The organism is Halosolutus sp. DAT137 (genome assembly GCF_059736405.1).
In genome coordinates this window covers 496,049-521,599 of record NZ_JCAQID010000001.1, presented here as the reverse complement: position 1 = coordinate 521,599, position 25,551 = coordinate 496,049, and the positions used below count along the sequence as shown (strand labels likewise).

The window sequence follows — 25,551 nt, the reverse complement described above, 5'->3', positions numbered from 1 at the left end:
ATGAGTTCCGAAACCCACGATCCGACGAAATCGGTTACCGAGGACGAGTCCGTGTTCGAGCAGTACAACCCACAGCGAGTCGGCGAGAAGCTGGGATTCTACGGCTCGGTCGCTCTGCTGTGTCTCGTCTCCTTTTTCCCGATTATCTGGATCTTCCTGACCTCGATCAAGCCATCGACGGAAATTATCCAGTTCCCCGTGCAGTATCTCCCGACGGAGGTCACGCTGGACAGCTACGTCATCGCGCTGCAGCAGGCACCGTTCCTCAGATACCTGATCAACAGTTTCATCGTCGCTTCGGGAACCGCGATCGTCTGCGTCGTCCTCGGCTCGATGGCCGGCTACGCGCTCTCCCGGCTCGACTTCCGGTTCAAGCTTCACGTGCTGATGATCGTCCTCGTCTCGGCCATGCTGCCGTTTTTCGGCCGGCTGATCCCGCTGTTCGATCTGGCGCGATCGACCGGCTTCCTCAACAGCTACCTCGGACTCATCATCCCCTACTCGGCGTTCCAGTTGCCGTTTGCGATCTGGATCTTCCAGGCGTACTTCAAGGAACTCCCCGACTCGCTCGAGGAGGCGGGACTCATCGACGGGCTCTCGCATATCGGCGTGCTGTTCCGGATCATCCTCCCCGTCTCCGCGCCCGCGATGGCGACGACGGCGATCATCGTCTTCATCTACGCGTGGAACGAGTTCCTGTTCGCGCTGACGTTCATGACCGAGGATTCGATGCGAACGATCACGGTCGGAATCGCCCTCTATCAGGGCGAGTACACCTACCCGTGGGCGACGATCTCCGCGGCGGTGTTCATGTCGATCATCCCCCTGATCTTGCTCATGCTGTTCTTCCAGCGCAAGATCGTCGAAGGACTGACCGCCGGCGTCGGAAAGGCCTAATCGCTGGATCGACCGACCGATCGGCGTTCGACCGCGTTTTTGCGATCGTTTTTGTAGCAATCACGGGATAGCCCGGAGAGCGCAGTCTCCGAGAGCCGGCGGACGATAAGAGAACGGCGGAACTCGCTGCTTACAGGTCGTTGACGACGTTCGTCGGCCGATCGCCCTGCAGCGCCGCCCGTACGTTTTCGGCGGCTTTGCGACGCCGCTCGTCGTTTGCCTCCTCGGAGTACCAGGCGACGTGTGGCGTTGCGACCACGCGATCGTGCGTCCGCAGCGGATCGTCACTCGCGGGCGGTTCATCCGGGAAGACGTCGAGGCCGGCCCCCGCGATCTCGCCGTTTTCGAGGGCGGCGAGCAAGGCGTCGCCGTCGACGATCGGCCCGCGTGCGACGTTGACGAGCACGGCCGACTCCCGCATCCGTGCGAACGCGTCGTCGTCGAACATCCCTCGCGTCCCGTCCGTGAGTGGCGAGTGGATCGTCACCGCGTCCGATCGCTCGAGCAGCGACTCGAACTCGACGAGTTCCGCGCCGTGGTCGGCGGCCGTCTCCTCGTCGACGAACGGATCGCTCGTGACGACATCGTAGCCGAGTGCCGTCGCACGATCCGCGACCGCACGGCCGATCGCGCCGAAGCCGACGACGCCGAGCGTCCGAGTCGAGAGCCGGTGAATCGGCGTCGCGACGTCCCGATCCCACTGCCCCCCGGTGACCGAGTGATCGTAGCGCGTTAGTTCGCGGTTGAGCGATAACAGCAGCGACAGCGCGTGCGTTGCGACCTCCTCCTGACAGTAATCCGGAACGTTCGTGACGTAGATGCCGCGCTCGGTTGCTGCCTCGGTGTCGACGTTGTCGACCCCAATCCCGTACCGGGCGATGATCCGACAGTCCTCGAGTCGCTCGATCGCACCGCGGTCGATCTCGTGGCGGAGGTTGAGAACGGCGTCGGCGTCGAGCAGTTCGTCGGTAACGCTCGCGTCGTCGTCGAGGTCTCCGCCGGCGTCGCGAACCTCGGCAACGCCGTCGAGAACGTCCCGTTCGATCGAAAGATCCGTGAAATCGTGGTCGCTGACCACGACGGTATATGGTGACATACAGTGAAACGTGGTGAGATGCGTTCAAAAAAGGTATCGGTCGTCGGCGGCCGAAGTGGGAGATGATCGGTGCGATCGAAGCCGCGGATCGCCCTAGATGATGAGTTCCGAGCCGTCCGTCAGATACTGTTCGGCCAGGTCGCGGTTGATCTCGACGCCGAGTCCGGGGCCTTCGGGGACGTCGATGTAGCCGTCTTCGAGGATCGGCCCGCTCCCGCCGGTTCTGATCGCGAGGTCGTTCCACCACGGCACGTCCCGCGAGTGCCACTCCATACAGAGGAAGTTCGGAACCGCCGCAGAGAGGTGTGCGCCGGCGACCGTTCCGAGCGGACTCGAGATGTTGTGCGAGGCGATCGGAATGCCGTAGAGGTCACAGATCGTCGCGATCTTCTTCATTTCGCCGAGGCCGCCACACTTGTTGACGTCCGGGGCGGCGATGTCCATCGCTCCTTCGCGGGCGTACTTGTTGAACTGTGGCGGGGTAACGAGGTTCTCGCCCGTCAGCACCGGGAGGTCGAGGGCTTCGGTGACCTGGCGCTGTGCGTCGAGTCGCTCCGGCGGGACCGGGTCCTCGAGCCACGCGAGGTCGAAGCGTTCGAGTTTCTTTCCGAGACGGATCGCCGTCTCTTTCGTGAAATTCCAGTGGAGGTCCATCCCGAGGTCGATGTCGTAGCCGATCTCGTCGCGCACCGCCTCAACGAGCTGGACCTTGTGTTCGAGCGCCTCGTTGTCCATCCGCCGGTTGGCCTCGTCGTAGCTGGCGTGGGTCGGCACGTCGAGGTCGAACTTCAGCGCGTCGAACCCTTCGTCGACGACCTCGCGAGCCGCCCGTGCGTAGGATTCGGGCGTATAGACGTCGATCGGATCGTGATTCCCGGCTTCCCCCAGCGATTCGCCGCCGTGGGTGTCACAGTAGATCTTGATCTCGTCGCGGTACTTGCCCCCGAGGAGTTCGTACACCGGCACGTCGAAAACTTTGCCCTTGATGTCGTAACAGGCGGTCTCGATCGCGGTGAACGCGGCCTGCCCGATGCGGCCACAGCCGGTGTAGCGCTGGTTGAGCAACTCGACGATGCGATCGGTGTCGAGCGGGTTTTCCCCGACCAGATCGACGTCCATCCGCCCGGCCATGTCGAGAGCGGCCTCGGCCCGGAACGTCTCCCCGAGCCCGTAGTGTTCGGTGTCGGTCTCGACCTTGACGATCCCCCAGGTGAAGTTCCCGGCGATCGCCATCGTCTTGATATCGGTGATCTCGATGTCGCGTTCGGGCGGTCTGTGGGTCTCTTCGAGACCCATGTCTCGCCACGGCACGCCGCCGCCCTGCGGAATCCGGTAGTCCGGCTCGTCGTTCGTGTCCATGAGTACACTCGACAGGAGTCACAATATCGTGATAATAGTTGCGGTTGCAGAGAGTACTGACGCGGAGCGTCGAGCAGCCGGGCGACCAGAACCCCTCGCCCGGCGGCAGGCACGGCGCACCGGCGGCTACGGCGCACCGGCCGCGGTGAATAGATTTAATAGTCTCAGCCCGACTCTCTCGAGAGAGAACCAATGGTCAGAACAACCGTCAGCGCGGTCCGGGAGTACGAACGGACCAGCGACACGATCACGCTCACCTGTGACGTCGAGCGACGCCTCGAGGAACCCCGCAGCGACGATCGACCGGTTCCGGTTACGATCCGCTTTCTCGACCCCTCGACGTTCCGCTTCGAGTTGCGCGCGAACCCGGAGGCGGGGAGCGATCGCAACGAGTACCCCATCTTCGACGAGGACGCGCTTCGGGAGGACGTCGAACTGGACGTAACCGAACGGTATGGTAAACTGACGATCGACACCGGGGAACTCCGGCTCCAGATCGGTCTCGACTCGTGGTCGTTCCGCGTCGAGGATATGGACGGCGACGTGCTCTTCGAGGAACAGCGTGACGATCTCGACGTCCGTGCGAACGATCGAGTCGAACCCCTCGGCTTTAGCGAGGAGGAGATCAACCACGGCCCACACCCGGTGACAGAAACCGGGACCGCGTTCGCCCTCGATCCCGGCGAGCGCATCTACGGCCTCGGCGAGAAGTTTACCCGGTTCGATCGTCGCGGACAAGAAGTCGAGTCCTGGCACGTCGAACCCCTCGGAACCGAAAGCGAGCGGGCCTACAAGAACATCCCGTTCCATATCTCGACGCGAGGCTACGGCCTGCTCGTCGATACGACCCATCGAGTAAACTACGACCTCGGGAACGAGTCGACCGCGAGCGCGACCGTCGCCGTCGACGACGATACCTTCGCGTTTGTCTTCTTCCACGGGCCGTCGATCAAGGAGATCCACAGCCAGTACACGGCACTGACCGGCCGTCCCGGTCGGCCGCCGAAGTGGAGTTTCGGCGTCTGGATGTCCCGACTCGGCTACGAATCGCGCGAACAACTCGAGGAGATCACTGGACGCCTGCGAGCGGAAGAGATTCCGGCGGACGTGGTCCACCTCGATCCGTTCTGGATGCGCGAGAACAAGTCGACGGATCTGGTCTGGGACACCGAACAGTTCCCCGACCCCGAGGGGATGCTCGAAGACCTCCACGAGAACGACTTTCGGCTGTCGCTGTGGGAACACCCCCACGTTCCGGTCGGCACCGAGGCCTTCGAGACGGCCCGCGACGAGGGGTACTTCATCGAGGACGGGACGGGCAAGCCCTACGTGATGGAACGCACCTGTCAGGGCGACTACCGCGGGTCGATCGTCGACTTCACCAACCCCGACGCCGTCGAGTGGTGGAAGGACAAACACCGCCGCCTGCTCGAGATGGGCGTCGACACGTTCAAAACCGACTACGGGGAGTACGTTCCGGAAGACGCGGTCTTCGACAATGGCCTCTCCGGGAAAGCGATGCACAACCTCTACCCGTACCTGTACAACGAGGCCGTCTACGAGACGGTTGGCGAGGTCAACGGCGACGACGAGGCCCTCGTCTGGGGTCGTGCCGGCTGGACCGGCAGCCAGCGGTTCCCGGTTCACTGGGGCGGCGATCCCCAGACCTCGTTCAACGGTATGTCGGCCGCCCTACGGGGCGGTCTGAGCGCGTCGCTGTCGGGTATCGGCTACTGGAGCCACGATATCGGTGGGTTCCAGGGCGAACCCGACGAGGCGGTCTACATCCGCTGGTCGCAGTTCGGCCTGCTGTCGAGTCACTCCCGGTGTCACGGCACGACCCCGCGCGAACCGTGGGCCTTCGGTGAGGACGCCGTCGACATCTTCCGCAAGTTTGCCCGCCTTCGCTACCGACTCCTGCCGTACATTTACAGCGAGGCCGAGGTGACCAGCCGGACGGGCTACCCGATCGTCCGCCCGCTCCTGTTCGAGTTCGAGGACGACCCGCGAACGCACGAGATCGACGACCAGTACCTGCTCGGGGAATCGCTACTCGTTGCGCCCGTCTTCGACGACAGCGAGTCGCGATCGGTCTACCTCCCCGAGGGCGAGTGGATCGAGTGGTGGTCCGGCGATCGATACGCCGGCGAACAGACGTTACACGTCGACGTGCCGCTCGATCGCATCCCGCTGTACGTCCGTGCCGGCTCTGTATTGCCAACTCGCGAGCCGGCGCAGACGGTCCAGGAGGGACCGCCGGAGCGACTGACGTTACAGACCACCCTTGCGGACGGCGCTGCGGGCGGCCGGTACTACGACGAAGCGCGCGACGAACTGGCCGAGATCGAGATCCACGTCGAAACGGACGCAGATGCGGACGCAGGCGCGCTCGTCGTCGATGCCGACTCGACGTCACCAGTCTGTGAGTACGTGGTCGAGGGATTCGACAACCTCCCGGAGACGGTGACGGCGGCCGGGGCGACGCTCGAACGCGTCGAATCGGGGCCAGAGGCGGGTGAGTGGACGATCGACGGCGAGACCGTTCGACTGATCGTGGAGTAGACCGGCCCGAACTGTTTTTTCAGCGATCGAATACCGTTACCACGGGATTTATTAGCAATCCACTCAAAGCCGCATAGCAAGAGCACATCCATGGGACAGGTTGACGTTAGCGAACTGACGAAAGTGTACGACGATGGGAACAGTAACACGATCGTTGCTGTCGACGAACTGAATATCACGATCGAAGATGGCGAGTTCCTCGTCCTCGTCGGCCCATCGGGCTGTGGGAAGTCCACGACGTTGCGCTGTCTGGCCGGACTGGAGATGCCGTCCGCGGGGACCATCAGTCTCAACGGATCGGAAGTTACCCGGAAACGGCCCAAAGAACGGGGTGTGGCGATGGTGTTCCAGAACTACGCGCTGTACCCACACATGAACGTCCGAAAGAACATGTCGTTCGGGTTGAAGATGACGACGGATCTCTCGGAAGACGAGCGCAACGAGAAGGTCGATCGAGCGGCCGAGATTCTGGGCATCAGCGACCTGCTCGAAAAACGACCGAAAGAACTCTCCGGCGGCCAGCAACAGCGCGTCGCACTCGGACGGGCGATCGTCCGCGACCCGGAAATCTTTCTGATGGACGAGCCGCTTTCGAATCTGGACGCGAAACTTCGCTCCCAGATGCGAACCGAACTCCAGCAACTCCAGCAGGATCTCGACGTAACGACGGTGTACGTCACCCACGACCAGACCGAAGCGATGACGATGGGCGATCGGATCGCCGTCCTCGACGGGGGCCAGCTCCAGCAGATCGGAACGCCACTCGAGTGCTACCACCGGCCCGCAAACAAGTTCGTCGCCGGCTTCATCGGGTCACCGAGCATGAACTTCATCGACGTCACACACGAGGATGGCACCCTCGTCGGGCCGACGTTCGAGTACGAACTGTCGGAGGAGATCACCGCGGAACTCGAGGACGCGAACCGGGAGCTCACGCTCGGAATTCGTCCACAGGATATCGAACTCGCCAAGCCGTCCGTCGAGAACGCGATCGCCGCGGAGGTAAGCGTCATGGAGCCGATGGGCGAAATCTCCAACCTCTATCTCGATATCGGCGATCAGACGCTGACGGCGAGCGTCAGCGGCGAACTCGTCATCGACCCCAACCAGGACATCAACGTCATCTTCCCCGCCGACCGGATTCACCTGTTCGATCGCGCGACCGGCGACGCGGTGAAAAACCGGGAAGCGATCGCTGAAGGCGACGACCTCGAACAACACATGGTCACGCCGTCGAACTGACGTCGTCTTTTTTCGCTGCGTTTCGTTCGGACTTGGTCGCTCACTCGAGAACGGAAAGACGCGTCTGCGTTCGAGCACCGACGGAAGCCCTGTTTGCGAGTAGTGAACAAATACGGGTCCTCCGGAGACCATTGCGATCGTTTTCGAACCCGGATAAACCGTCAAAATCGGCATTTTGCTCCCAGTGACGTGGTGAAATAACTGCGACGACGGATCGAGACGCATCCCGGTAAGTCGGCTCCTGTTTTCCAGATGCAAACAATTATGTGTCCGGTGCTATCATCACGTGATATGAACGATCAGCAAAACGCCGCCAACGCGGGTCGGACCGTAAACGCGGTCCAGTTCTCCTGTGACATCATCGACGCCCTCAAGCAGTTGAACGGCGCAGGAGTCACCGAAATCGCGAACTACGTCGACGCCTCGAAGGGAGCCGTCCACACGCACCTGGCCACGCTCGAGGCCAACGAGCTCGTCGTCAATCGCGACGGTGAATACAGGCTGAGTCTCCGGTTTCTCGACCTCGGCAAGTACGTCCGCGAACAGATCAAAATCTACGACGTCGTCGAAGAGGAAATCGAACGACTCGCCGAGGTCAGCGGGGAGGTTGCGCAGTTCATGGTCGAACAGCACGGTCGAGGCGTCTACCTGTACAAAGCGGAAGGCGAAAACGCCGTTCAGACGGCCTCGTACGTCGGAGGTCGTAACCCCCTCCACAGTACCGCTCTCGGGAAAGCGATCCTCGCCCACCTCCCCGAATCGCGCGTCGAAGAGATCATCGATCGCCACGGAATGCCGGCGAAGACCTCGAATACGATCACCGATCGTGAGGAACTCCTCTCTCGACTCGAAACCGTCCGCGAACGGGGGCTCGCGTTCGATCGAGAGGAGATTTTCAAGGGACTGCAGTGTGTCGCGGCACCCGTTCTCGATCGGAACGGTGACGTTATCGGGGCGGTCAGCGTCACCGGGCCGACCAGCCGAATGCAGGGAGACCGACTCGAAAAGGAGGTCGCGGAGATGGTCCAGCACACCTCGAACGTGATCGAAGTGAACGCGGCACAGGTGCGGTAGCGTTTGTAGTGTACAAACACTATGATCGAAAATCCCTCCCTGTTCGCGATTGGTTTTGATTCCGTTTGTGTCCTGCAAACGGATAGTTCTCCCGGCGCCCTCCGTTCACTGCCGAAATATATTACAGTCGCACGTACGTAATTTCGTGTTCACAGTTCCGCGATCGATAACGCAGATAATTACACCCATACGATTGTAATCAAACGGATCGTTCATCGAGAGGTGTCGTTTCTCAACGGAGCCCGACCCACAGATGCCTGCGTGTGTGATGGAGACCGAACTCGACCTGCAACGGCTTCGTCGTACTGAAAACTCGCCCGGTACCGTTCTCGCCGAGATTCCGTCCGGTCGATCGGTTTTCACGGCAACAGAGCTGGTTGCGGCGGGGACTGAGCCGACTGGTGGTCTCGGTGGGATAACCGGCTAGTGCCACTACCGGTCAGAGCCCGCTATTTTAGCGGATTCGAGATAATCATAATGATTGATTCTGCGTTGCCGTCTCATACCACGCTGCGATGGCAAATCCCACGGTGATTCCGAGCATCTCGAATGAGGCGTGTGTGGCGTTCGTCTTCCCGGCGGAGACACCCCCAGAACGAATAGACAGCCGTTCCCTCTTTCCCCGTTTCCGAAATAACCGGAACTATAATGCCAATTGCCGCACAACCACTGTAGCATGTCCTCGACACCTCTCAAGTCTCTTTGCCGTGCGAACCGTATCCGAGAGCGCCTCGTCGAAATGAAAGCAGCGACTGTTCGTGAACTCGCTACTGAGTTTGATATGCCGCTGAGTACGATGTACGAATACATCAACACCCTGGAAACGATTAACCATATTACCAGGGGTTCAGACGGCCGGTATCGTGTGAGTTCACACTTCCTCGAGGTCGGCAATCAAGTCCGGTACAACTACGATATTTATAACGAGGCAGAGCCAGAAATCCGTCGGTTAGTCGAGGAAACGGGGGAGTTTGCAGGGTTGATGATCGAAGAAAACAATCTTGGCGTGTTATTGTCGATGAAGAAAGGAGAGAAAGTGAAGCGACTGCAGGTCAATCGGACGTATCCGGGGGTCAAGTCACGGCTGAATACGACAGCCTACGGAAAAGCGATTCTGGCTCAATTATCCGACGAAGAAATTCAATCTGTGACAGAACAATACGGACTTCACCCGAGAACAAATAATACGATAACCGAACTCGCCCCTCTGTTAGAGGAGATGGATCGCGTTCGTGAACGAGGATATGCTCTCGACGATGAGGAGTGCTTCGACGGAATGCGAGGTGTCGGCGTACCAATCATCAGTAAGACGGATGATCTCATCGGTGGAATCGCGCTTTATGGTCCGCCAAATCGCCTCGATGATCGGATGTTCTTCGACGAATACCCGTCGGTAGTGCAAGAATATGCGGATATCATTCAGGGGAACCTCGAATACTGACCGAAGAGTAGCCAATCAGCGTTTTCTCGGGTGGATCGGTGACGTGACGACCGACTCGAACGTCGCGAGGATCAGCGGCAACGACCGATGTAGACGACACATTCTGTCGGCAGTCTCGGATCTCAGCAGGAATGAGCCGGTGAGTACATTACCCGTTACAACGGAAGACGCCGGATTTGAAATACACAGACCTGAACACGCCGCAGATCACGAACGATTTGGTTTCGATCCGGTGTCACCAGGAACGCGTTGCCGGACACATGCCGGCCTGTACGCGAACAGTATAATACTGCGCATGAATATACACTGTAATAATCACAACGAGGTAGTACCACATAATAAATCGATAATATTATACGACAATGCATGATAGACACTAACGGAGTATGGCAGACTATTCGCTAGATACCGAAGACGGGAGACTCGAAGCCCTGCGTCGAATGTTGACTATCCGTGAATTCGACACGAAAGCCGGGCAGTACTTTGCAGACGGTGAAATTCCAGGGTTCGTCCACCTGTACATCGGTGAAGAAGCAGTTGGTGTCGGAACGTGCGCTGCGCTCGAACCTGAAGACTACATCACCAGTACGCACAGAGGACACGGTCACTGTATCGCCAAAGGACTGGATACCAAGCTGATGATGGCCGAACTGTTCGGCAAAGAAAATGGATACTGCAACGGCAAGGGTGGCTCGATGCACATTGCCGACGTTGATTCCGGGATGCTCGGTGCCAACGGTATCGTCGGTGCGGGTCCGCCGCTGGCGACCGGTGCGGCGCTCTCGATCGACCACCAGGGTCGCGACGAAGTCGCGCTGGCGTTCCTCGGCGACGGTGCGGTCGCACAGGGTCAGGTTCACGAAGCCGTAAATATGGCATCGACGTGGGATCTCCCGGCAATTTTCCTCATCGAGAACAACCAGTACGGAGAGGCAACCGCCGTCGAGAATCAACACAACGTCAACCAACTCAGTGACACCGCACAGGCGTACGATATTCCCGGCGTTACCGTCGACGGGATGGATGTAACGGCCGTCAACGAGGCCGTCACAGAGGCGCGAAAGCGGGCACGAGCCGGTGACGGACCCACGATGATCGAAGCCGAAACGTACCGGTATCACGGTCACTACGAGGGCGACGAACAGAACTACCGGACTGACGAAGAACTCGAACAGTGGAAGGAGCGAGACGCGATCGACGCGTTCAAACAGCGACTCATCGACCGCGAGGAACTCACCGAGGCGGAGTTCGAGGAGATGCAGGCTGCGGTCGAAGAAGAGATCAACGATGCGGTCGACTTTGCGCAGGAATCTGCCTACCCGAAGCCCGAAGAAGCATACGACGACATGTTCAACGAATCGGTTCCCGAAATCGAACAGTTTGCGACCCGTCTCCGCACTGACGGCGGTTCCACCGGAGGTGATTCCCGATGAGCGCTCAGGCAGAACTCGGCCAGGAAGAAACGGAGACGATGACGGTCCGGGAGTCCATCCGCCAGGCCCTCCGGGAGGAACTGGCCCGCGACGAGGACGTCTACATCATGGGAGAAGACGTTGGTGCGTTCGGCGGTGTCCTCGAAGTGACCGGCAGCCTCTACGAGGAGTTCGGCGGGGAACAGGTCCGAGACACGCCCATCGCCGAGGCCGGCTACGTCGGTGCGGCCGTCGGTGCTGCCGCGACCGGAACCCGACCGGTCGCAGAACTCATGTTCTCCGATTTCATGGGCGTCTCGATGGAACAGATCATGAATCAGATGGCAAAGATGCGGTACATGTTCGGCGGGAAGACCGAGATGCCGGTCACTATCCGGGCAACCGAAGGTGGCGGAATGGGTGCAGCCAGCCAGCACTCCGGGACGGTCCACACCTGGATCTCACACTTCCCGGGACTGAAAGCCGTCGCACCCGGTACTGCCGCATCTGCGAAGGGACTGACGAAGGCTGCCATCCGATCGGACGACCCCGTCTTCATCTTCGAGAACAAGATGATCTACGAGCAACGCGGTGAAGTCCCGACCGACGAGGACTACGTCATCCCGATCGGCGAGGCCGCTGTCGAACGCGAGGGCGAGGACGTCACCGTCGTTGCGACGCAGCGACTCGTCGGTGAATCGCTCGAGGTCGCAGAAAACCTGGCCGGTGATGTGAGCGTCGAGGTCATCGACCCGCGCTCGCTCTATCCGCTCGACACCGAAACGATCGTCGAGAGCGTCCAGAAAACGGGACGGATGGTCGTCGCCGATGAGAGTCCGCTTTCGTACGGTACCCACGCGGAAATCATCGCCCGGGTACAGGAAGAAGCGTTCTTCAGCCTCGATGCACCCATCCAGCGTGTCGGAACCCCTGACACGCACATGCCGTTCAGTCCGCCGCTCGAACAGGAGGTCCTTCCCGACGGTGACGATGTCCAGAACGCCATCCAGCGGATACACTAACCAGACGTGGGCCACGTTGGACTTATCGTCAACCCGTCGGCTGGTCGTGATATCCGCCGTCTGACCGGCGGCGCGAGCGTCGTAGACAACTACGCGAAACGCCGCACTGCGGAGTGTGTTATCGGCGGTCTGAGCGTCACCGCTACTCCACCCAGCGTCGAAGTCATGCCGGATAAGGCTGGAATCGCCGCACACGCGATCGAAGAGGCATCCCCGGAAATAGCCGCCGAACAGGTGGAGATGCCGATCGAGGAGTCCGCTGCGGATACGCGACGGGCTGCAGCATACTTCCGCGAGAACGCAGATGTCGTGGTCGTCCTCGGTGGCGATGGAACGAGCCGAGACACCGCACTCGAACTCGGAGACGTCCCGCTCGTGTCCGTCTCGACGGGAACGAACAACGTCGTCCCGACCCCTGTCGACGGGACCGTCGCCGGCGCAGCCGCTTCCGTGATCGCAACCGGCGTGGTCGACACCGAGGCCGTCACCTACCGTCACGGACGAATCGACGTCGACGCCGATGACGTGTCCGGAAAAAAAGAACTCACCGGCCTGGCGACGATCGGTATTACCGATCGGCCCTTCGTCGGGACGCGGGCCATCATCGATCCGTCAGAACTGCTCGGTGGCGTCGTTTCGCGCGCTCACCCCGCCGAAATCGGACTCACAAGCGTCGCAGGGAGCGTCGAACCACTGGCCCCGGATGCGCCTGGTGGTGTCGCGCTCCGCCTCGGCGACCCCGACGAGACCCCCCAGTCTGTCCGTTCGATCCTCGCCCCCGGAATGACGACGACGGTCGGTCTCGAATCGTACGAGTCCCTCGACTGGGACGAGCCAGCGACTTTCGAGGTGCAAGACGGTGTCATCGGTGCAGACGGTGAGCGCGAACTCGAACTCACCGACGCCACCGTCGATATAACGCCCACCGCGAACGGACCGCGTCTCGTCGATGTGGAAGCTGCGCTGAGGACGGCTCCGGAGGCAGGCTCACTCGTCAGCAACAGCGACAGGAAACCGATCGACGACGGCTATAGTAGCAACTGAAAGTCAATGCACACCTGATCGCAGGATGGCTGTGCGATCAGTGTGTAAATCGTTTCAGTTGCTACTATAACTCTCCGTTTGGTTTTCCACAAGAGAGTCCGTCGGTTGCGGTACCCGTCCGCCCTATTCGAGCGATCGCTCCGGGGCAGTTCGGCGGCGTCCAGAATAGTATTTCAGCTGGAAAGTAACACACCAGTACCAGTCGGAGACAGCCTGTACCCCGGTTGTTTACTCTTTTCCGTGATACGAGCCGAGGATCAGCTCGGATGCCCGTTCGGCTCGGTCGAAGAACTGCTCCAGGAACGCGTCGGCGTCGGAGCCATCGATCGCGCGTGTATCGTAGGTCAGGCTGGCGGTGACGAGCGGCTGTAGGTCGACGCCGTCGTCAGTCGGCACGGCCCGCTGGCCCGACGGATCGACTTCGAGCGCTGCGACGGCCGGTTGATTGACGAGAACTGTCGCCGACTCCGTCTCGGTCGTGTTTGCGAGCGTAAAGGACGGGCGCTCGCCGCTTGCGCCGTGGGATTCCTCGCGTGCCTCGACAATTTCGGTCAGTGACTTGTCGTCGACGGTCGGAATGACGGTCGAGTCAGGATCGTCGTCAAACTCGGTCACGAGCGCGATGTCGTGACTCGCCTGGAGCTGATGAGTCGATTCCGCGTACGTTCCGTTCACGACTGGCTGCGCCGTGAGCGCCGCCGAAGCGACGACGAGCAGCACGTCGGTGATCGTGACGCGCTCCTCGAACGCCGATCGAACCGCTTCGGTCGTCTCGAGCAACGCCGCCCCTGCCGCAGGGTCCCCAACGGTCGTGGCTCGTTGGTACCGGAGTGATCCAGTCTGTTCGATTCCCGCGGCATCGGCCGCCGGCGGGGTTTCAGCGGCAACCTCGACGTCGTCCGCCGTAATCGAATCCATCGGTCCGGTTCCGTCGACCGTCGCGAGATCGACGCCGAGTTCGTCTGCGCGCTTTTTCGCCCGTGGCGAGGCTTTGACTGGTTCCGCGCTTCCTCCAGCGCCGCCAGCGGCTGCGTCGACGTCGTCGGCTGTGATCGACCCCATCGGCCCGGTTCCGTCGACGGTTGTCAGATCGACGCCGAGTTCTTCCGCTTGTTTCCGTGCACGTGGGGACGCTTTCACTTCGACCGCCCCGCCGTTGGACGAGGTGGTGGAGGCAACCGCGTGCTCGTCGGTCGCACCGGCGTCGGCGTCCGCACCCGACGGTTCGGGCTCTGCGGTCTCGTCGTTCGTCTCTCCTTCGAGTTCGGCTTCGGCCTCGGCCTCGAGGTCGGAAATATCGGCGTCGGCCTCCGCAAGGATCCCGATCGGTGTGCCGGGCGGAACGGCCTCGCCCTCCTCGATATAGATGCGCCGAAGGGTACCGTCTTCGCGTGCTTCGACCTCACCGATACTTTTCTCGGACTCGACTTCTGTCATCTTGTCGCCTTCCGGCACCTCGTCGCCCGGCTCGAAGAACCACTCCAGAACGGTCCCCTGTTCCATCTCGAGCCCGAGCTTGGGCATCTTGATAATAACTGCCATGTAGCATAGTGATGTGTGGCAGCCTACTAAAACGTATCTCTTGAAGTTCATCGAGTTTTCAATCTCAGTTTGATGCCCTGGCTCCAGAGATGTGCGTTCCGAATCACTATCGGATGACGAGGAGCGATCGTTCAGTTCACCGGTGAGTGATCGAAGCGCTGTAGCCGGTTCTCGATGATCGATTCGGTGCGTACTGACGGTCAGTGGCTACGGGATCTCACTGGATCTCGTTTTGCACCGCCTCACCGATCGCCTCAATCGCCTCGTGGGCCCGATCGAGTTCCGGGTCGGCGAGCATCGTCAGGAATCCGTGGATCATATCGTCGTACTGGACGTGCTGTGTTGGGACCCCAGCCTCGGACAGGCGGTTTGCGAGGTTGCGTCCGTCGTCGCGAAGCGGGTCGAACCCGCTCGTCAGGACGAACGACGGTGGGAGTCCGTCCAGGTTCTGTGTCCGAAGTGGTGATGCGTATGGATGTCTTCCGTCCAGTTCACTCCGCAGGTACCCATTCCAGAACCGTTCCATGTCTTTTCGCGTGAGGAAGTACCCCTGGGCGTTCTCCTCGTAGGAGTCCGTATCGAACGCGTAGTTTGTAGCGGGGTAGGCGAGCACCTGATAATCGATGTTCGGCCCGTCTCTATCTCGTGCGAGGAGCCCAACACCCATCGCCAGGGCACCTCCGGCGCTGTCTCCAGCGATCGCTAACCGATCGGGTCTGGCACCCACCGCTTCGGCGTTGTTGGCCACCCAGCGGGTCGCGGCATAACAGTCTTCGAGGCCGGCCGGGAATCGATGTTCGGGGGCGAGTCGGTAGTCGACTGCGATGACGACGCACTCGGCTGCGTTCGCCAGTTCTCGACAGAGGGCGTCGTGTGTCTCCAGACCGCCGAGCAACCACCCACCGCCGTGGAAAAACACGAGTGGTGGTAGTGGGCCGTCCGCATCCGGCGTGTAAACTCGGATAGGGATATCCGTTTCCGGGCCCGGCACGGTGCGTTCTGACACAGCCGCGACGGGACTCGGTGGTTCGTCGGGAACAGCGAGATCGCGGTACGTTTTACGGGCATCCGCCAGTGACTGCGTGTACAGCGGTGGGAGCCCCTGGTCCGAGAGCCCGTGGAGATACGCCTCGACTTGGGAGTTGAGCGTCGATGACATTGCCTCTGGTACACTATTCGCATAGAACAGTATAATTGTACCTTTCACAACGCCGCGATCGTGGGCGATACGTACAGCGGTCCGTGCGGGAGGGTCAGAAATGGGACTCTTTTTTATCCACCCGGTTGATAGCGCTAGAAGATGCCTACAAACTCGTTTCCAACAGAGACGGATGTCCTCGTTATCGGTGCTGGTCCTGGCGGATACGTCGCCGCAATCCGTGCGGCCCAGTCCGACCTCGATGTGACACTCGTCGAGAAAGACGCGTACGGTGGCTCCTGTCTCAACGTGGGGTGCATTCCCTCGAAAGCGCTCATTACGGCGACTGAGATCGCACACGAAGCCAGCACTGCCGAGCAGATGGGTATCAGCGCTGACCTCGATGACCTCGATGTGGATTTCGGTAGGATGATCGGGTGGAAAGACAGTGTCGTGACCCAACTCACCGGCGGCGTCGAGAAACTCTGCAAGGCAAACGGTGTGACGCTGGTCGACGGTACCGCAGCGTTCTCGGGCGAGAGCACGGTTCGAATCACTCGAAACGGGACAAACGAGGGATCGATTTCGTTCGACAACGCGATCATCGCCACCGGATCGCGCCCGACCGAACTCCCCGGATTTCCGTTCGACGGGGAGCACATCCTCTCGTCGACACACGCACTCGAACTCGAATCGCTCCCCGAACGACTGGTTCTCGTCGGGGCCGGGTACATCGGCATGGAGCTTTCGACGGTGTTCGCCAAACTGGGTGTCGACGTGACGGTCGTCGAGATGCTCGATCAGGTACTGCCAGGGTACGAGCGGGATATCGCTCGCGTTGTCAGGCAACGTGGCGAAGCCCTCGGGATCGACTTCCGGTTTGGTGAAGCAGCCGACAGTTGGGAGCGGACGAACCGCGGTGTCCGCCTCGTCACCGGGACTGAAGACGGCGAACAGTTCGAGTACGACACCGACCGCCTCGTCGTCGCCGTCGGCCGCAACCCAGTTACTGAGACGCTCGACCTGGAAGCAGCAGGGCTCGAAACGGACGAACAGGGGTTCATTCCGACCGACGACCAGACACGGACTGCCACCGAGCACATCTTTGCGATCGGTGACGTTGCCGGAGAGCCCCTCCTCGCTCACAAGGCGAGTACGGAGGGTGAAGTTGCCGCCGACGCGATCGCTGGGGAGTCCGTTACACGCTCCTCTCGGGCGATCCCCGCTGCCGTGTTCACCGACCCTGAAATCTCTACGGTCGGGATGACCGAAGCCGAAGCGAGGGACGCTGGTCACGAACCTGTCGTTGGACGGATGCCCATGCGAGCGTCGGGCCGTGCACTGACACTCGGTGAGACCGACGGCTTCGTGCGCATCGTCGCAGACGGTGACACAGAGACCATCCTCGGGGCCCAGATGGTCTGTCCCGACGCCGCAGAACTGGTCGCTGAACTCACGTTGGCGATCGAGATGGAAGCTACCCTCGCAGACGTTGCGACAACAGTTCACACACACCCGACCCTCAACGAGGCTGTTATGGAGGCAGTCGCAAACGCCCGCGGCGAAGCCATCCACACGCTCAACCGATGACCGATGACAGATTCCACGCCGTCGTCTCGCTCGTGGAATCGCGCTGAACCGAGAACTGTGGAAGTGATCTCTCACAGCACGTGTCCGCGGCCACGATGTTTCGGGTACCGATCAGAGCGGTATCGTTCCCGGAGGTCATCTCGTTTAGCACCTCTGGAATAAACACCATTTAATTTAGTATTATAGCAAAAGTGGGCAGTAATAGTGTTTAACAATCACAATACTAATTCGGACGTTCACCTCATTGGCCGACCACGAGTTATGGAAGCGGACGCGCATTTTGTGGGCGTGAAATCTGGTTTCGTACGATATAGTGAAGTTACTCGTTCAAATCGGACAGAGAAAGAGAATTTAGGGTTCCGTCGCAATCAACCAGAAACACAGCACGGAGAAGTCGCATTCTCGGCCACTCTGTGAACGACTGCAGCGGCTGGACCGATTCCCTCTCGTCTGAAGACTGCAGTATCGACCTCCAAGTTCGACTCAGGGATCATTGTATCTTCTCCACAATATTAATGGCCGATAGTATTAGCATAAATACGATAGATAGGCCAACGATGGCTTTGAAGCCCGCCGGTACTTCCACAACTCAGAACAGCCTACCGCGTCGCACTCGTTCCGAACAGCGCTCCCATCGCACGATCAGGTATGCACCGATGAGAGGAGTAACCATAGTATTCCGACATCGATCGGGAATCCTCTCCATCCGGGGCGGCGCGGCTCACCCTTCGAGTACTTCGTAGGAGACGCCAGCGTCCCGGAGCCGATCGGTCACCCTCCCAACTTCGTCGGTCGTCGTGACGGCGGTTATTTCGAGACCGCGCTCGGCACCGTCGGCGGCGACCTCGCCGGCCGCGAACGTGACGACCGGTTCGATGTCCGCCTCCCGGCAGGCGACGATCGCTTCGATTCCAGCTGCGACGACGCGATCAGCGTTCGCACAGTGTTCGGTAATGGTCACATCGTCGATCGCACGGCTGCCGCCGGATCGTACCGAGGGTACCTGTAAGACGGTGACGGAGCCGGGTTCGAGGTCCATCACGCCCTCGAAACTCGTGACGCCGACGTCGGTGCCGGCTTCGGCGTCGGTCGTCGCGACGCCGGTTGCGGGCCCGTCGTCGCCCGGCGTCGCGTGGAGCAATCCGTCTTCCACCGAGAGGGTGACGGTATTGCCCTCCTCGATGTCGTCGGTGGCGATGTAGGCGGCTTCGCTCATCGCACCGAGGACGTCGCCGGTCACGTGGTCTGCGAACCGGCGAACGTCGTCGGCGGCCCGAAAGAGCCAGTCGACGCCCTCGTTCGTGACGCGATAGCGCGATCGTCCCTCTTTTTCGACGAGACCGTCGTCGACGAGTTCGCGGATGTACTCGCTGACCGCCTGGCTCGTGACGCCGACCTCCTCGGCGATCTCCCCCTGGCTGACCGCTGGCTGGCGTTCGGCGATCTGGACGAGAATCCGGAACCGGGTCGCCGAGCGCTTGTTGTCGAGGACATCGACCATACGATCACGTTTGACGAGCGCGGCAAAAAGGTATCCGATCGCGATCAGTTCCGGAGTGGCGAATTCGATCGGCGCAGGAGGGGCGGATCCACGGGTCGCGGCGAGGCGTCAAGTTGATAGCCCGAGAGTCCGTCGGATTTGCATGACAATGTCGTCGCTTGTAACGACTGCAGGCGCGTCTTCGATCGTCGGCGTCGAAGCCGCAGACGCCGTTACGTTGACGCCGACGCTTCTCAGTTCCGGACTGACGGACGGGCTTGCCTGGATCGCGATCGGTGCGTTCCTGGTTGCACTTCTCCTCCAGCGGCGCGGCGCGACCGAACGGGCCCGCCACGTCGCCGCGGGCGCGTGGGTCGTTTTCGGCGTGTTCTGGCTGACGATGGTGCCGTACTACTACACCGACGTCCAGAGTCCGCTACAGACAGTGCTGGCGCTCGCTGCGCTCCCGCTGTGCGTGTACGCCGGCTATCTCCTCTACGGCGGTCGGGACTCACTTATGCTTCTCACGAAAGCGGTGATGTTCATGGGGCTGATCTACCTGCCCGCCGAGATGATCCCGTTCGTCCGGACGTGGCTGATCGAGACGACCGCCGCACAGACCCACTACGGCATGGAACTGCTCGGATACAGCCCGGGCATCAACGAGGGGGTAGACGGCTACCAGAGTCGGTTCAATTTCGATCCCGACGAAACGGTAACCGGGCGGACCACCTACATCATCCTCGCGTGCACCGGCATCGGCAGCATGGCGATCTTCGGTGGCCTGATCGCCTCGGTGAAAGCCCCGCTCCGACGGAAAGCGATCGCGTTCGTCGCGGCCGTCGGAATCATCTGGTTTCTCAACCTCGTTCGGAACGTCTTCATCGGTCTCGCGTCGCCGTGGGGCTGGTTCCAACAGGAGTGGCTCGTCTCGTTTATGACGACGTACATGGGTGCCGAGGCGAACCGGGTCTCCTTCCTCGTCGCGCACAACTACATCGCTCAGTTGCTGTCGGTCGTCGCCCTCATCGGAATCACCTTGCTCCTGATCCGGATTCTCCCCGAGATTCTCAAGCCCCTGGAGGAAGCGCTCTTCATCTTCACCGGTTCCGAGTACGACCTCTACGAGGCCCTCGGAACGAACGCGCGAACCGACGGCGGCCAGCCGAGTTCGACCGGCGGACAGTCGACTTCCACCGAAGACGCTTCGGCGTCGGGATCGAAGCCCGACTGATGAGCGATACCGCAGTCGACGTCCCGTTCTCGATCCGCGATCGGGCCGTCTACCTGCCCGACGGAGAAATGCTCGTCCTCGCAGACATCCATCTCGGCCGCGGCGCAGCCTCGCGCGTCGAGGCACCGATCGAAGACGGTACGGACGCGATCGATCGACTCGAGGGCGTCCTCGAGGGAACGACGCCGGAAACGGTCGTCGTCGCGGGCGACCTCCTGCACTCGTTTTCCCGCGTTCCGCGGGGCATCGAAGACGACCTCTCCCGGCTCGTTGCGGCCGTCGATCGTGCCGGCGCGTCGCTGGTCGTCACGCGCGGAAACCACGACGCGATGCTCGAGTCGATTTTCGACGGCGAGTGCGTCGACGCCCACCGGATCGAGATCGGTCCCCCGACCGACCCCGGAACGACGATCGTCTGTCACGGCCACGAACAGCCTCCTGGTCCCGACGGAGCCGTCGATCGGTACGTCATCGGCCACGACCACCCGGCGCTGTCGATCGACGGGCGCAAGCGGCCGTGTTTCCTCTACGGGCCGGGGACGTACGAGGGGGCGGACGTTCTCGTCCTCCCCGCATTTACCCGTTTGGCACGGGGATCGACGGTCAATCGACTGTCCGCCGAGGATTTCCAGTCGCCGCTGATCACCGACGTCGACGCGTTCTACCCGGCGGTCTGGGACGGGGCGAGCGAGGGACCGCTGTGGTTTCCGCCATTAGGAGAGTGTCGCCGGTTACTGTGACCCGGCTCGACCGGTAACAAATCCCCGGCCGCCGAACAACGGGGGTGATCGCCGGCCGCCGAATAGCGACTGTGATCGAGGATTACGAGATGCACGCACACCTCACCGTGAGAGGTCGTCGATCACGGCTTTCGCCGCCGTTCGGCCGCTCTCCATCGCGCCCTGGATCGACGACCACTGGGTGTAATCTCCGGCGAGATAGACCGCACCGGCGGAATCGCGCGGGTCCGGCAACCGATCGTGGATGCCCGGCGGCTGGGCGAACTGGGCGAACGCGATACGATCGGTGTGGATCGCCTCGAGTCGATCGAACCGGCGCTCCGGATACCACGCTGCGAGCGTCTCGCGGGTTCGGTCGGCCAGTTCCTCGTCGTCTTCTTCGCGCTGGCCCAGATACGTCGCACTCAACAGTGTGGTATCCGCCGGGGCGTACTCGGGTGCGACGGCGCTGTGTGGGACGACGTGATTCGGCCCCGCGTCGCCGGCGTTCAGTAGTAGTCGCGTCCCCGTCTCGAGATCCGCTTCGCCGGGGAGCCGGTAGTACTGCGTGACACACGAGCGGGGCTCGGTCGGAATCGATTCGACGTCCGTGAGGTCGCGAGCCGTCGGGGGGTCCGTCGCGACGACGACTGCGTCGGCGTCGATCGACTCGTCCCCTACAGTTATCGTCGCACCGCCGCCGTTGCTCGTCGAGTCTCCCTCCGGCGAGACGGCCGTCACCTCGGTGTCAGTCTCGATCGTCGCGCCGGCGTCGCGGGCGTGTTCCGCGAGCTGGTCGGGAATCGCCCCCATTCCGGCGGCGGGCACGGCCGTCTCACCTGCCGCGAGCGATCGGAACGTGTACTCGAAGACGCGCGCCGAAGTCGACAGCGATCGATCGAGTGTAATCCCGCCGTAGAAGGGAGCGGCGAAGCGCTCGACGAAGCGATCGGAGAAGCCGCGGTTGCGAAGGAACGCGCCGATCGAGATGTCGTCCGAGCCGGTGGAATTCCCGCCATGTCGGCGGTCGAAGATCGTCTCCGGATCGGTTCGGAGCAGGTCCCATCGGAGCCGTGCGACGCGAAGTTTGTCGCCAAGCGAGACCTCGGTGTTGAACAGCGTCGCAGGAAGAGCCGTCGGATCGCGGACCGGATCGGAGAGCGTCGATCGGCTGCCCGGACGGGCGATCGTCGCCCCCGGCGCGAACCGGCGCAACTCGAGCGCGTCGAGATCGAGTTCCCGCCTGACGGCCGGATAGGCGGTAAACAGCACCTGGAACCCGCGATCGAGCAGGAAGCCGTCCCGGTCGCGCGTTCGGACGCGACCGCCGGTTTCCTCGTTGCGTTCGAACAGCGTCACGTCGACACCGCCGGCGGCGAGGTGGCGCGCGGCGACGAGGCCGGCGAGTCCTCCACCGACGACGACCACTCGGGGCGTCTCTGTCATAGGCGTCCGTTCGGCGGGGGGACACAAAATCCTGAACGCTACGGCAAACACGCGGCCGCGAGGGTCGCCCGCACAGGGGAATCGATCGACCGACGTCGGTTCGGGAATCGATCGCTTCGTCGAGGCGACTGCGGGTGATGCCGTCGTGTGCAGGGATATCGACTAACTCGCGTTTCGAAGTTCAACCGCTGTATGGGAGACGATACCAATGCGAAGGTCGATTTCACGCGGGACGTCTCGCGGCGGAAGATGATGCAGGTCGGGGGCGGGCTGGCCGTCTTCGGAATCGCCGCGCCGGCGGAGGGCACGTTCGACGCGGCTGACTTCGACGTCGCACCGATGCAGGAGGTCGACGAGGTGGAGGTCGAAGAACAGGGACTCGAGTACTTTACCATCCAGCAGGCGCGGGTCGTCCACGACCTGACGGGGCAGATTTACCCGTCCGACGACAACGGTCCGGGCGCGCCGGAAGCCGGCGTCGTCTACTTCATCGACGGGCAGATGAATTCGGCGTGGGGGCGGGGCGAGCGGTGGTACATGCAAGGGCCGTTCGCCGGCAAAGACCCGACCGAACCGTTCGAGGACGAGGCGGAGCAGCCCGAGGACGTCGACCCGGAGACGGAGGTCTCCTGGGCGGAGCAGAACGCGTCCGAGACCCAGGGCTGGCAGTACGCGCTCACTCCGAACGAGGCCTACGATCAGGGCATCCACGCGATCGAGGAGTACACGCAATCGGCGTACGACGCGGATTCGTTTGCGAACCTCGAGGATGACCAGCAGGAAGAGGTCGTGTCCGCGCTCGAGAACGACGAGATCGAGCAGTTCGACGACACCGACATCGACGCGAGCGGGTTCTTTCTCCTGGTTCGCCAGAACACGCTCGAGGGGATGTTCTCCGATCCGATGTACGGCGGCAATCGAGAGATGATCGGCTGGCGGCTGAAAGGGTTCCCGGGGACGCCAGGGGCCCTCGGCAGCTACCGGGGGTCGCTCGAGGACGGCGAGTACATCGAACTCGAAGAGGGAGATTACCGCAAGCTGGCCGACGACATCGAGTCACTCGGCATCGGGGACGAAAACGAACAGCCGGCAAACGACCAGAGCGAGGAGGGCCACGCCCACGTTCACGACGCGGCGGAGGCGGAGTATCCCCACGTCGTCGACGAGGCGGCCGCTCGCGGCGAGACCGAAGCCGAGGTAACGAGCGTCGATCTCGAGGAGGAGGACGCCGACGGAGGTGAGTGAGAATGGTGCAAGAACTCGACCCCGTCGACGTAGTCACGATCGGCGCGGGCTGGACCGGCGGCATCGTCGCGAAGGAACTCGCACAGAACGACTACGAGGTGGTCAGTTTAGAACGCGGCGGCGAGCGCGAGACGGAGAACTTCTTTACGGTTCACGACGAGCTCGGCTACGCGCTGCGGTACAAGCTGATGCAGGACCTCTCGAAGGAGACGATCACGTTCCGTAATAGCGTCGACGAGCCCGCCCTGCCGATGCGCCGGTACGGCGCGTTCCTCCCCGGAAGCGGCGAGGGCGGCGCGGGCGTCCACTGGAACGGCCAGACCTGGCGCTTTCTCCCCTACGACTTCGAGATCCGATCGCGAACGATCGAGGAGTACGGCGAGGAGAAGATTCCCGAGAACATGCAACTGCAAGACTGGGGGATCAGCTACGAGGAACTCGAACCCTACTTCGACGAGTTCGAGTACACCGCCGGTATCGCGGGCGAAGCGGGCAACATCGAGGGAGAGACCCAGGACGACGGCAACCCTTACGAGGGGCCGCGATCGCGGGAGTACCCGCTGCCGGCGATGATCGAGACGCCGGTACTCGAGCGATTCAAAGAGACCGCGGACGACCTCGGCTTCGAGCCGTTCCAGGCACCCTCCGCGAATCTCACCGAATCGTACACGAATCCGGACGGCATCCAGCAGGGCCAGTGCCAGTACTGCGGCTACTGCGAGCGATTCGGCTGCGAGTGGGGTGCGAAGGCGTCGCCGATCACCACCGTCCTGCCGGCGGCCCAGGAGACCGGGAACTTCGAGTTGCGGACTCACTCTGACGTCGTCGAACTGCTCTACGACGAGGACGAACAGGAAGTCGAAGGTGTCCGCTACGTCGATCGACAGACCGACGAGGTGTACGAACAGCCGGCGGACGTCGTCGCGCTGACCGCGTACGTCCTCAACAACGTCCGGCTTCTGTTGCTGTCGGACATCGGTGAGCCGTACGATCCCGAAACGGGCGAGGGCGTCGTCGGGAAGAATTACTGCTACCAGAACTTCGGTGCCAGCGCCCGCGGCTTCTTCGACGACGAGGAGTGGAATCTCTACATGGGGGCGGGCGCGCTCGGCGCGTCGTTCGACGACCTGAACGGCGACAACTTCGATCACGAGGACCTCGACTTTCTCCACGGCGGCAACGTCGCGATCAACCAGACCGGCGATCGACCGATCGCCAACAATCCGGTTCCCGAGGGCACGCCGTCGTGGGGCTCGGAGTTCAAAGAACAGAGCATCGACTACTACCACAGTTCGATCAGCGTGTCGGCCCAGGGTGCGGTGCTCCCGTTTCGGGAGAACTACCTCGACCTCGATCCGACCTACACCGACCAGTACGGCCAGCCGCTGCTCCGGATGACCTTCGACTGGCGCGAGCAGGATCGTAACCTCGTCGAGCACATCGGTCCGCAACTCGAGGAACTGATGGAGGAAATGGGCGCAGACACGGTCGACGCCACAACGACGCTGGAGGGGAGTTTCGACATTACGCCCTACCAGTCGACGCACAACACCGGCGGCGCGATCATGGGAGCCGGTCCCGAGGAATCGGTCGTGAACAACTACCTCCAGTGCTGGGACGCCCAGAACCTGTTCATCCCCGGCGCGTCGGCATTTGCCCACAACAGCGGCTACAACCCCACGGGGACCGTCGGCGCGCTCGCGTTCCGCGCCGCGGAGGGGATTCAGGAGTACCTCGACGAACCCGAGATGCTCGCCAGCGCCGAATCGTAGTCGTCGGTCGATTCGGCCATCGACGGGCCGCCGATCGGCCTGGCGTTCACATACCAGCGAGCACTCTGAGCGCGACCCCGAGGAAGATCACGAGCACGCCGAGAATCGTCGCGATCGGTGGAATCGGGACGAACAGCAAGCCGATACCGAGGAGGATCACGATCGTCGAAGCTCTGACCATGTGCGTCCGTCGGGCTGCGAACTGGTAGTGGCACGGCCGGCAGTCGCAGGACAGA

Annotated in this window: 20 protein-coding genes; 13 read left to right on the top strand and 7 right to left on the bottom strand. The window is 61.8% G+C overall.

Features of this window, described 5'->3' with window-relative positions; translation table 11 throughout:
- Window positions 1–897: a carbohydrate ABC transporter permease gene (locus AC6I6L_RS02560; RefSeq protein ID WP_497916147.1), complete on the top strand. Its 897-nt coding sequence runs from the start codon at window positions 1–3 to the stop codon at window positions 895–897.
- Window positions 898–1,027: 130 nt separating this feature from the next.
- On the opposite strand, the gene AC6I6L_RS02555 is transcribed toward AC6I6L_RS02560, so the two are convergent.
- Together AC6I6L_RS02555 and AC6I6L_RS02550 are read right to left on the bottom strand one after the other, a co-directional pair.
- Complete coding sequence (locus AC6I6L_RS02555) at window positions 1,028–1,993, bottom strand: C-terminal binding protein (protein ID WP_497916146.1); 966 nt, start codon at window positions 1,991–1,993, stop codon at window positions 1,028–1,030.
- A gap of 93 nt (window positions 1,994–2,086) precedes the next feature.
- Window positions 2,087–3,352, bottom strand: coding sequence for a mandelate racemase/muconate lactonizing enzyme family protein (locus AC6I6L_RS02550; RefSeq protein ID WP_497916145.1), 1,266 nt, complete (start codon window positions 3,350–3,352; stop codon window positions 2,087–2,089).
- 192 nt (window positions 3,353–3,544) lie between these two features.
- Between AC6I6L_RS02550 and yicI the strand changes: the two genes are divergently transcribed.
- The 7 genes from yicI to AC6I6L_RS02515 all read left to right on the top strand — a co-directional run bounded on the left by yicI (window position 3,545) and on the right by AC6I6L_RS02515 (window position 13,149).
- A complete protein-coding gene (yicI, locus tag AC6I6L_RS02545; RefSeq protein ID WP_497916144.1) occupies window positions 3,545–5,914 on the top strand; it encodes an alpha-xylosidase in 2,370 nt (789 codons plus the stop codon).
- A 90-nt stretch (window positions 5,915–6,004) separates the two neighbouring features.
- Window positions 6,005–7,156, top strand: a complete 1,152-nt coding sequence (locus tag AC6I6L_RS02540; RefSeq protein WP_497916143.1) for an ABC transporter ATP-binding protein — start codon at window positions 6,005–6,007, stop codon at window positions 7,154–7,156.
- Window positions 7,157–7,447: 291 nt separating this feature from the next.
- On the top strand, window positions 7,448–8,230 hold the full coding sequence (locus AC6I6L_RS02535) for an IclR family transcriptional regulator (RefSeq protein ID WP_497916142.1): 783 nt from the start codon (window positions 7,448–7,450) through the stop codon (window positions 8,228–8,230).
- Window positions 8,231–8,906: 676 nt separating this feature from the next.
- Window positions 8,907–9,671 (top strand): IclR family transcriptional regulator, encoded by a 765-nt coding sequence (locus AC6I6L_RS02530; protein WP_497916141.1) that lies wholly within the window; start codon window positions 8,907–8,909, stop codon window positions 9,669–9,671.
- A gap of 386 nt (window positions 9,672–10,057) precedes the next feature.
- Window positions 10,058–11,104, top strand: a complete 1,047-nt coding sequence (locus tag AC6I6L_RS02525; protein WP_497916140.1) for a thiamine pyrophosphate-dependent dehydrogenase E1 component subunit alpha — start codon at window positions 10,058–10,060, stop codon at window positions 11,102–11,104.
- The gene (locus tag AC6I6L_RS02520; protein ID WP_497916139.1) at window positions 11,101–12,105 is read left to right on the top strand and encodes an alpha-ketoacid dehydrogenase subunit beta; all 1,005 of its coding nucleotides are present in this window, start codon (window positions 11,101–11,103) and stop codon (window positions 12,103–12,105) included. Before AC6I6L_RS02525 ends, AC6I6L_RS02520 begins: the two co-directional genes overlap by 4 nt.
- 6 nt (window positions 12,106–12,111) lie before the next feature.
- Entirely contained in the window at window positions 12,112–13,149 is a 1,038-nt protein-coding gene (locus tag AC6I6L_RS02515; RefSeq protein ID WP_497916138.1) for an NAD(+)/NADH kinase, read from the top strand.
- Window positions 13,150–13,377: 228 nt separating this feature from the next.
- On the opposite strand, the gene AC6I6L_RS02510 is transcribed toward AC6I6L_RS02515, so the two are convergent.
- A complete protein-coding gene (locus AC6I6L_RS02510) occupies window positions 13,378–14,691 on the bottom strand; it encodes an E3 binding domain-containing protein (protein WP_497916137.1) in 1,314 nt (437 codons plus the stop codon).
- Between the two features lie 217 nt (window positions 14,692–14,908).
- Window positions 14,909–15,850: a LipP1 family hormone-sensitive lipase gene (lipP1, locus tag AC6I6L_RS02505; protein WP_497916136.1), complete on the bottom strand. Its 942-nt coding sequence runs from the start codon at window positions 15,848–15,850 to the stop codon at window positions 14,909–14,911.
- Between the two features lie 141 nt (window positions 15,851–15,991).
- Between lipP1 and lpdA the strand changes: the two genes are divergently transcribed.
- Window positions 15,992–17,419, top strand: a complete 1,428-nt coding sequence (gene lpdA / locus AC6I6L_RS02500) for a dihydrolipoyl dehydrogenase (RefSeq protein ID WP_497916135.1) — start codon at window positions 15,992–15,994, stop codon at window positions 17,417–17,419.
- Window positions 17,420–18,140: 721 nt separating this feature from the next.
- Here lpdA and AC6I6L_RS02495 read toward each other — a convergent pair.
- Complete coding sequence (locus AC6I6L_RS02495) at window positions 18,141–18,920, bottom strand: DUF7839 domain-containing protein (RefSeq protein WP_497916134.1); 780 nt, start codon at window positions 18,918–18,920, stop codon at window positions 18,141–18,143.
- A 148-nt stretch (window positions 18,921–19,068) separates the two neighbouring features.
- Between AC6I6L_RS02495 and artA the strand changes: the two genes are divergently transcribed.
- Window positions 19,069–20,133 (top strand): archaeosortase A, encoded by a 1,065-nt coding sequence (artA, locus tag AC6I6L_RS02490; RefSeq protein WP_497916834.1) that lies wholly within the window; start codon window positions 19,069–19,071, stop codon window positions 20,131–20,133.
- Entirely contained in the window at window positions 20,133–20,873 is a 741-nt protein-coding gene (locus tag AC6I6L_RS02485) for a metallophosphoesterase (protein ID WP_497916133.1), read from the top strand. Before artA ends, AC6I6L_RS02485 begins: the two co-directional genes overlap by 1 nt.
- A 102-nt stretch (window positions 20,874–20,975) precedes the next feature.
- Here the strand turns inward: AC6I6L_RS02485 and AC6I6L_RS02480 are convergent, their stop codons facing one another.
- Window positions 20,976–22,298 carry an NAD(P)/FAD-dependent oxidoreductase gene (locus tag AC6I6L_RS02480; protein ID WP_497916132.1) on the bottom strand — a complete coding sequence of 441 codons (1,323 nt, stop codon included), beginning with the start codon at window positions 22,296–22,298 and terminating at the stop codon, window positions 20,976–20,978.
- Between the two features lie 192 nt (window positions 22,299–22,490).
- Between AC6I6L_RS02480 and AC6I6L_RS02475 the strand changes: the two genes are divergently transcribed.
- Entirely contained in the window at window positions 22,491–23,543 is a 1,053-nt protein-coding gene (locus tag AC6I6L_RS02475) for a gluconate 2-dehydrogenase subunit 3 family protein (RefSeq protein ID WP_497916131.1), read from the top strand.
- A 2-nt stretch (window positions 23,544–23,545) separates the two neighbouring features.
- Window positions 23,546–25,315, top strand: coding sequence for a GMC family oxidoreductase (locus AC6I6L_RS02470; RefSeq protein WP_497916130.1), 1,770 nt, complete (start codon window positions 23,546–23,548; stop codon window positions 25,313–25,315).
- A 46-nt stretch (window positions 25,316–25,361) separates the two neighbouring features.
- Here the strand turns inward: AC6I6L_RS02470 and AC6I6L_RS02465 are convergent, their stop codons facing one another.
- Window positions 25,362–25,496: a transporter gene (locus AC6I6L_RS02465; RefSeq protein WP_497916129.1), complete on the bottom strand. Its 135-nt coding sequence runs from the start codon at window positions 25,494–25,496 to the stop codon at window positions 25,362–25,364.
- Window positions 25,497–25,551: the final 55 nt, after the last annotated feature.

Bases quoted from the DNA above. Each gene is read 5' to 3' on its own strand.
- AC6I6L_RS02530 (WP_497916141.1), top strand. From the start codon at position 8,907: ATGTCCTCGACACCTCTCAAGTCTCTTTGCCGTGCGAACCGTATCCGA.
- artA (WP_497916834.1), top strand. From the start codon at position 19,069: ATGTCGTCGCTTGTAACGACTGCAGGCGCGTCTTCGATCGTCGGCGTC.
- lpdA (WP_497916135.1), top strand. From the start codon at position 15,992: ATGCCTACAAACTCGTTTCCAACAGAGACGGATGTCCTCGTTATCGGT.
- AC6I6L_RS02510 (WP_497916137.1), bottom strand. From the start codon at position 14,691: ATGGCAGTTATTATCAAGATGCCCAAGCTCGGGCTCGAGATGGAACAG.
- AC6I6L_RS02465 (WP_497916129.1), bottom strand. From the start codon at position 25,496: ATGGTCAGAGCTTCGACGATCGTGATCCTCCTCGGTATCGGCTTGCTG.
- AC6I6L_RS02485 (WP_497916133.1), top strand. From the start codon at position 20,133: ATGAGCGATACCGCAGTCGACGTCCCGTTCTCGATCCGCGATCGGGCC.
- AC6I6L_RS02520 (WP_497916139.1), top strand. From the start codon at position 11,101: ATGAGCGCTCAGGCAGAACTCGGCCAGGAAGAAACGGAGACGATGACG.
- AC6I6L_RS02475 (WP_497916131.1), top strand. From the start codon at position 22,491: ATGGGAGACGATACCAATGCGAAGGTCGATTTCACGCGGGACGTCTCG.
- AC6I6L_RS02560 (WP_497916147.1), top strand. From the start codon at position 1: ATGAGTTCCGAAACCCACGATCCGACGAAATCGGTTACCGAGGACGAG.
- AC6I6L_RS02535 (WP_497916142.1), top strand. From the start codon at position 7,448: ATGAACGATCAGCAAAACGCCGCCAACGCGGGTCGGACCGTAAACGCG.
- AC6I6L_RS02550 (WP_497916145.1), bottom strand. From the start codon at position 3,352: ATGGACACGAACGACGAGCCGGACTACCGGATTCCGCAGGGCGGCGGC.
- yicI (WP_497916144.1), top strand. From the start codon at position 3,545: ATGGTCAGAACAACCGTCAGCGCGGTCCGGGAGTACGAACGGACCAGC.
- AC6I6L_RS02555 (WP_497916146.1), bottom strand. From the start codon at position 1,993: ATGTCACCATATACCGTCGTGGTCAGCGACCACGATTTCACGGATCTT.
- AC6I6L_RS02480 (WP_497916132.1), bottom strand. From the start codon at position 22,298: ATGACAGAGACGCCCCGAGTGGTCGTCGTCGGTGGAGGACTCGCCGGC.
- AC6I6L_RS02495 (WP_497916134.1), bottom strand. From the start codon at position 18,920: ATGGTCGATGTCCTCGACAACAAGCGCTCGGCGACCCGGTTCCGGATT.
- AC6I6L_RS02470 (WP_497916130.1), top strand. From the start codon at position 23,546: ATGGTGCAAGAACTCGACCCCGTCGACGTAGTCACGATCGGCGCGGGC.
- AC6I6L_RS02525 (WP_497916140.1), top strand. From the start codon at position 10,058: ATGGCAGACTATTCGCTAGATACCGAAGACGGGAGACTCGAAGCCCTG.
- lipP1 (WP_497916136.1), bottom strand. From the start codon at position 15,850: ATGTCATCGACGCTCAACTCCCAAGTCGAGGCGTATCTCCACGGGCTC.
- AC6I6L_RS02540 (WP_497916143.1), top strand. From the start codon at position 6,005: ATGGGACAGGTTGACGTTAGCGAACTGACGAAAGTGTACGACGATGGG.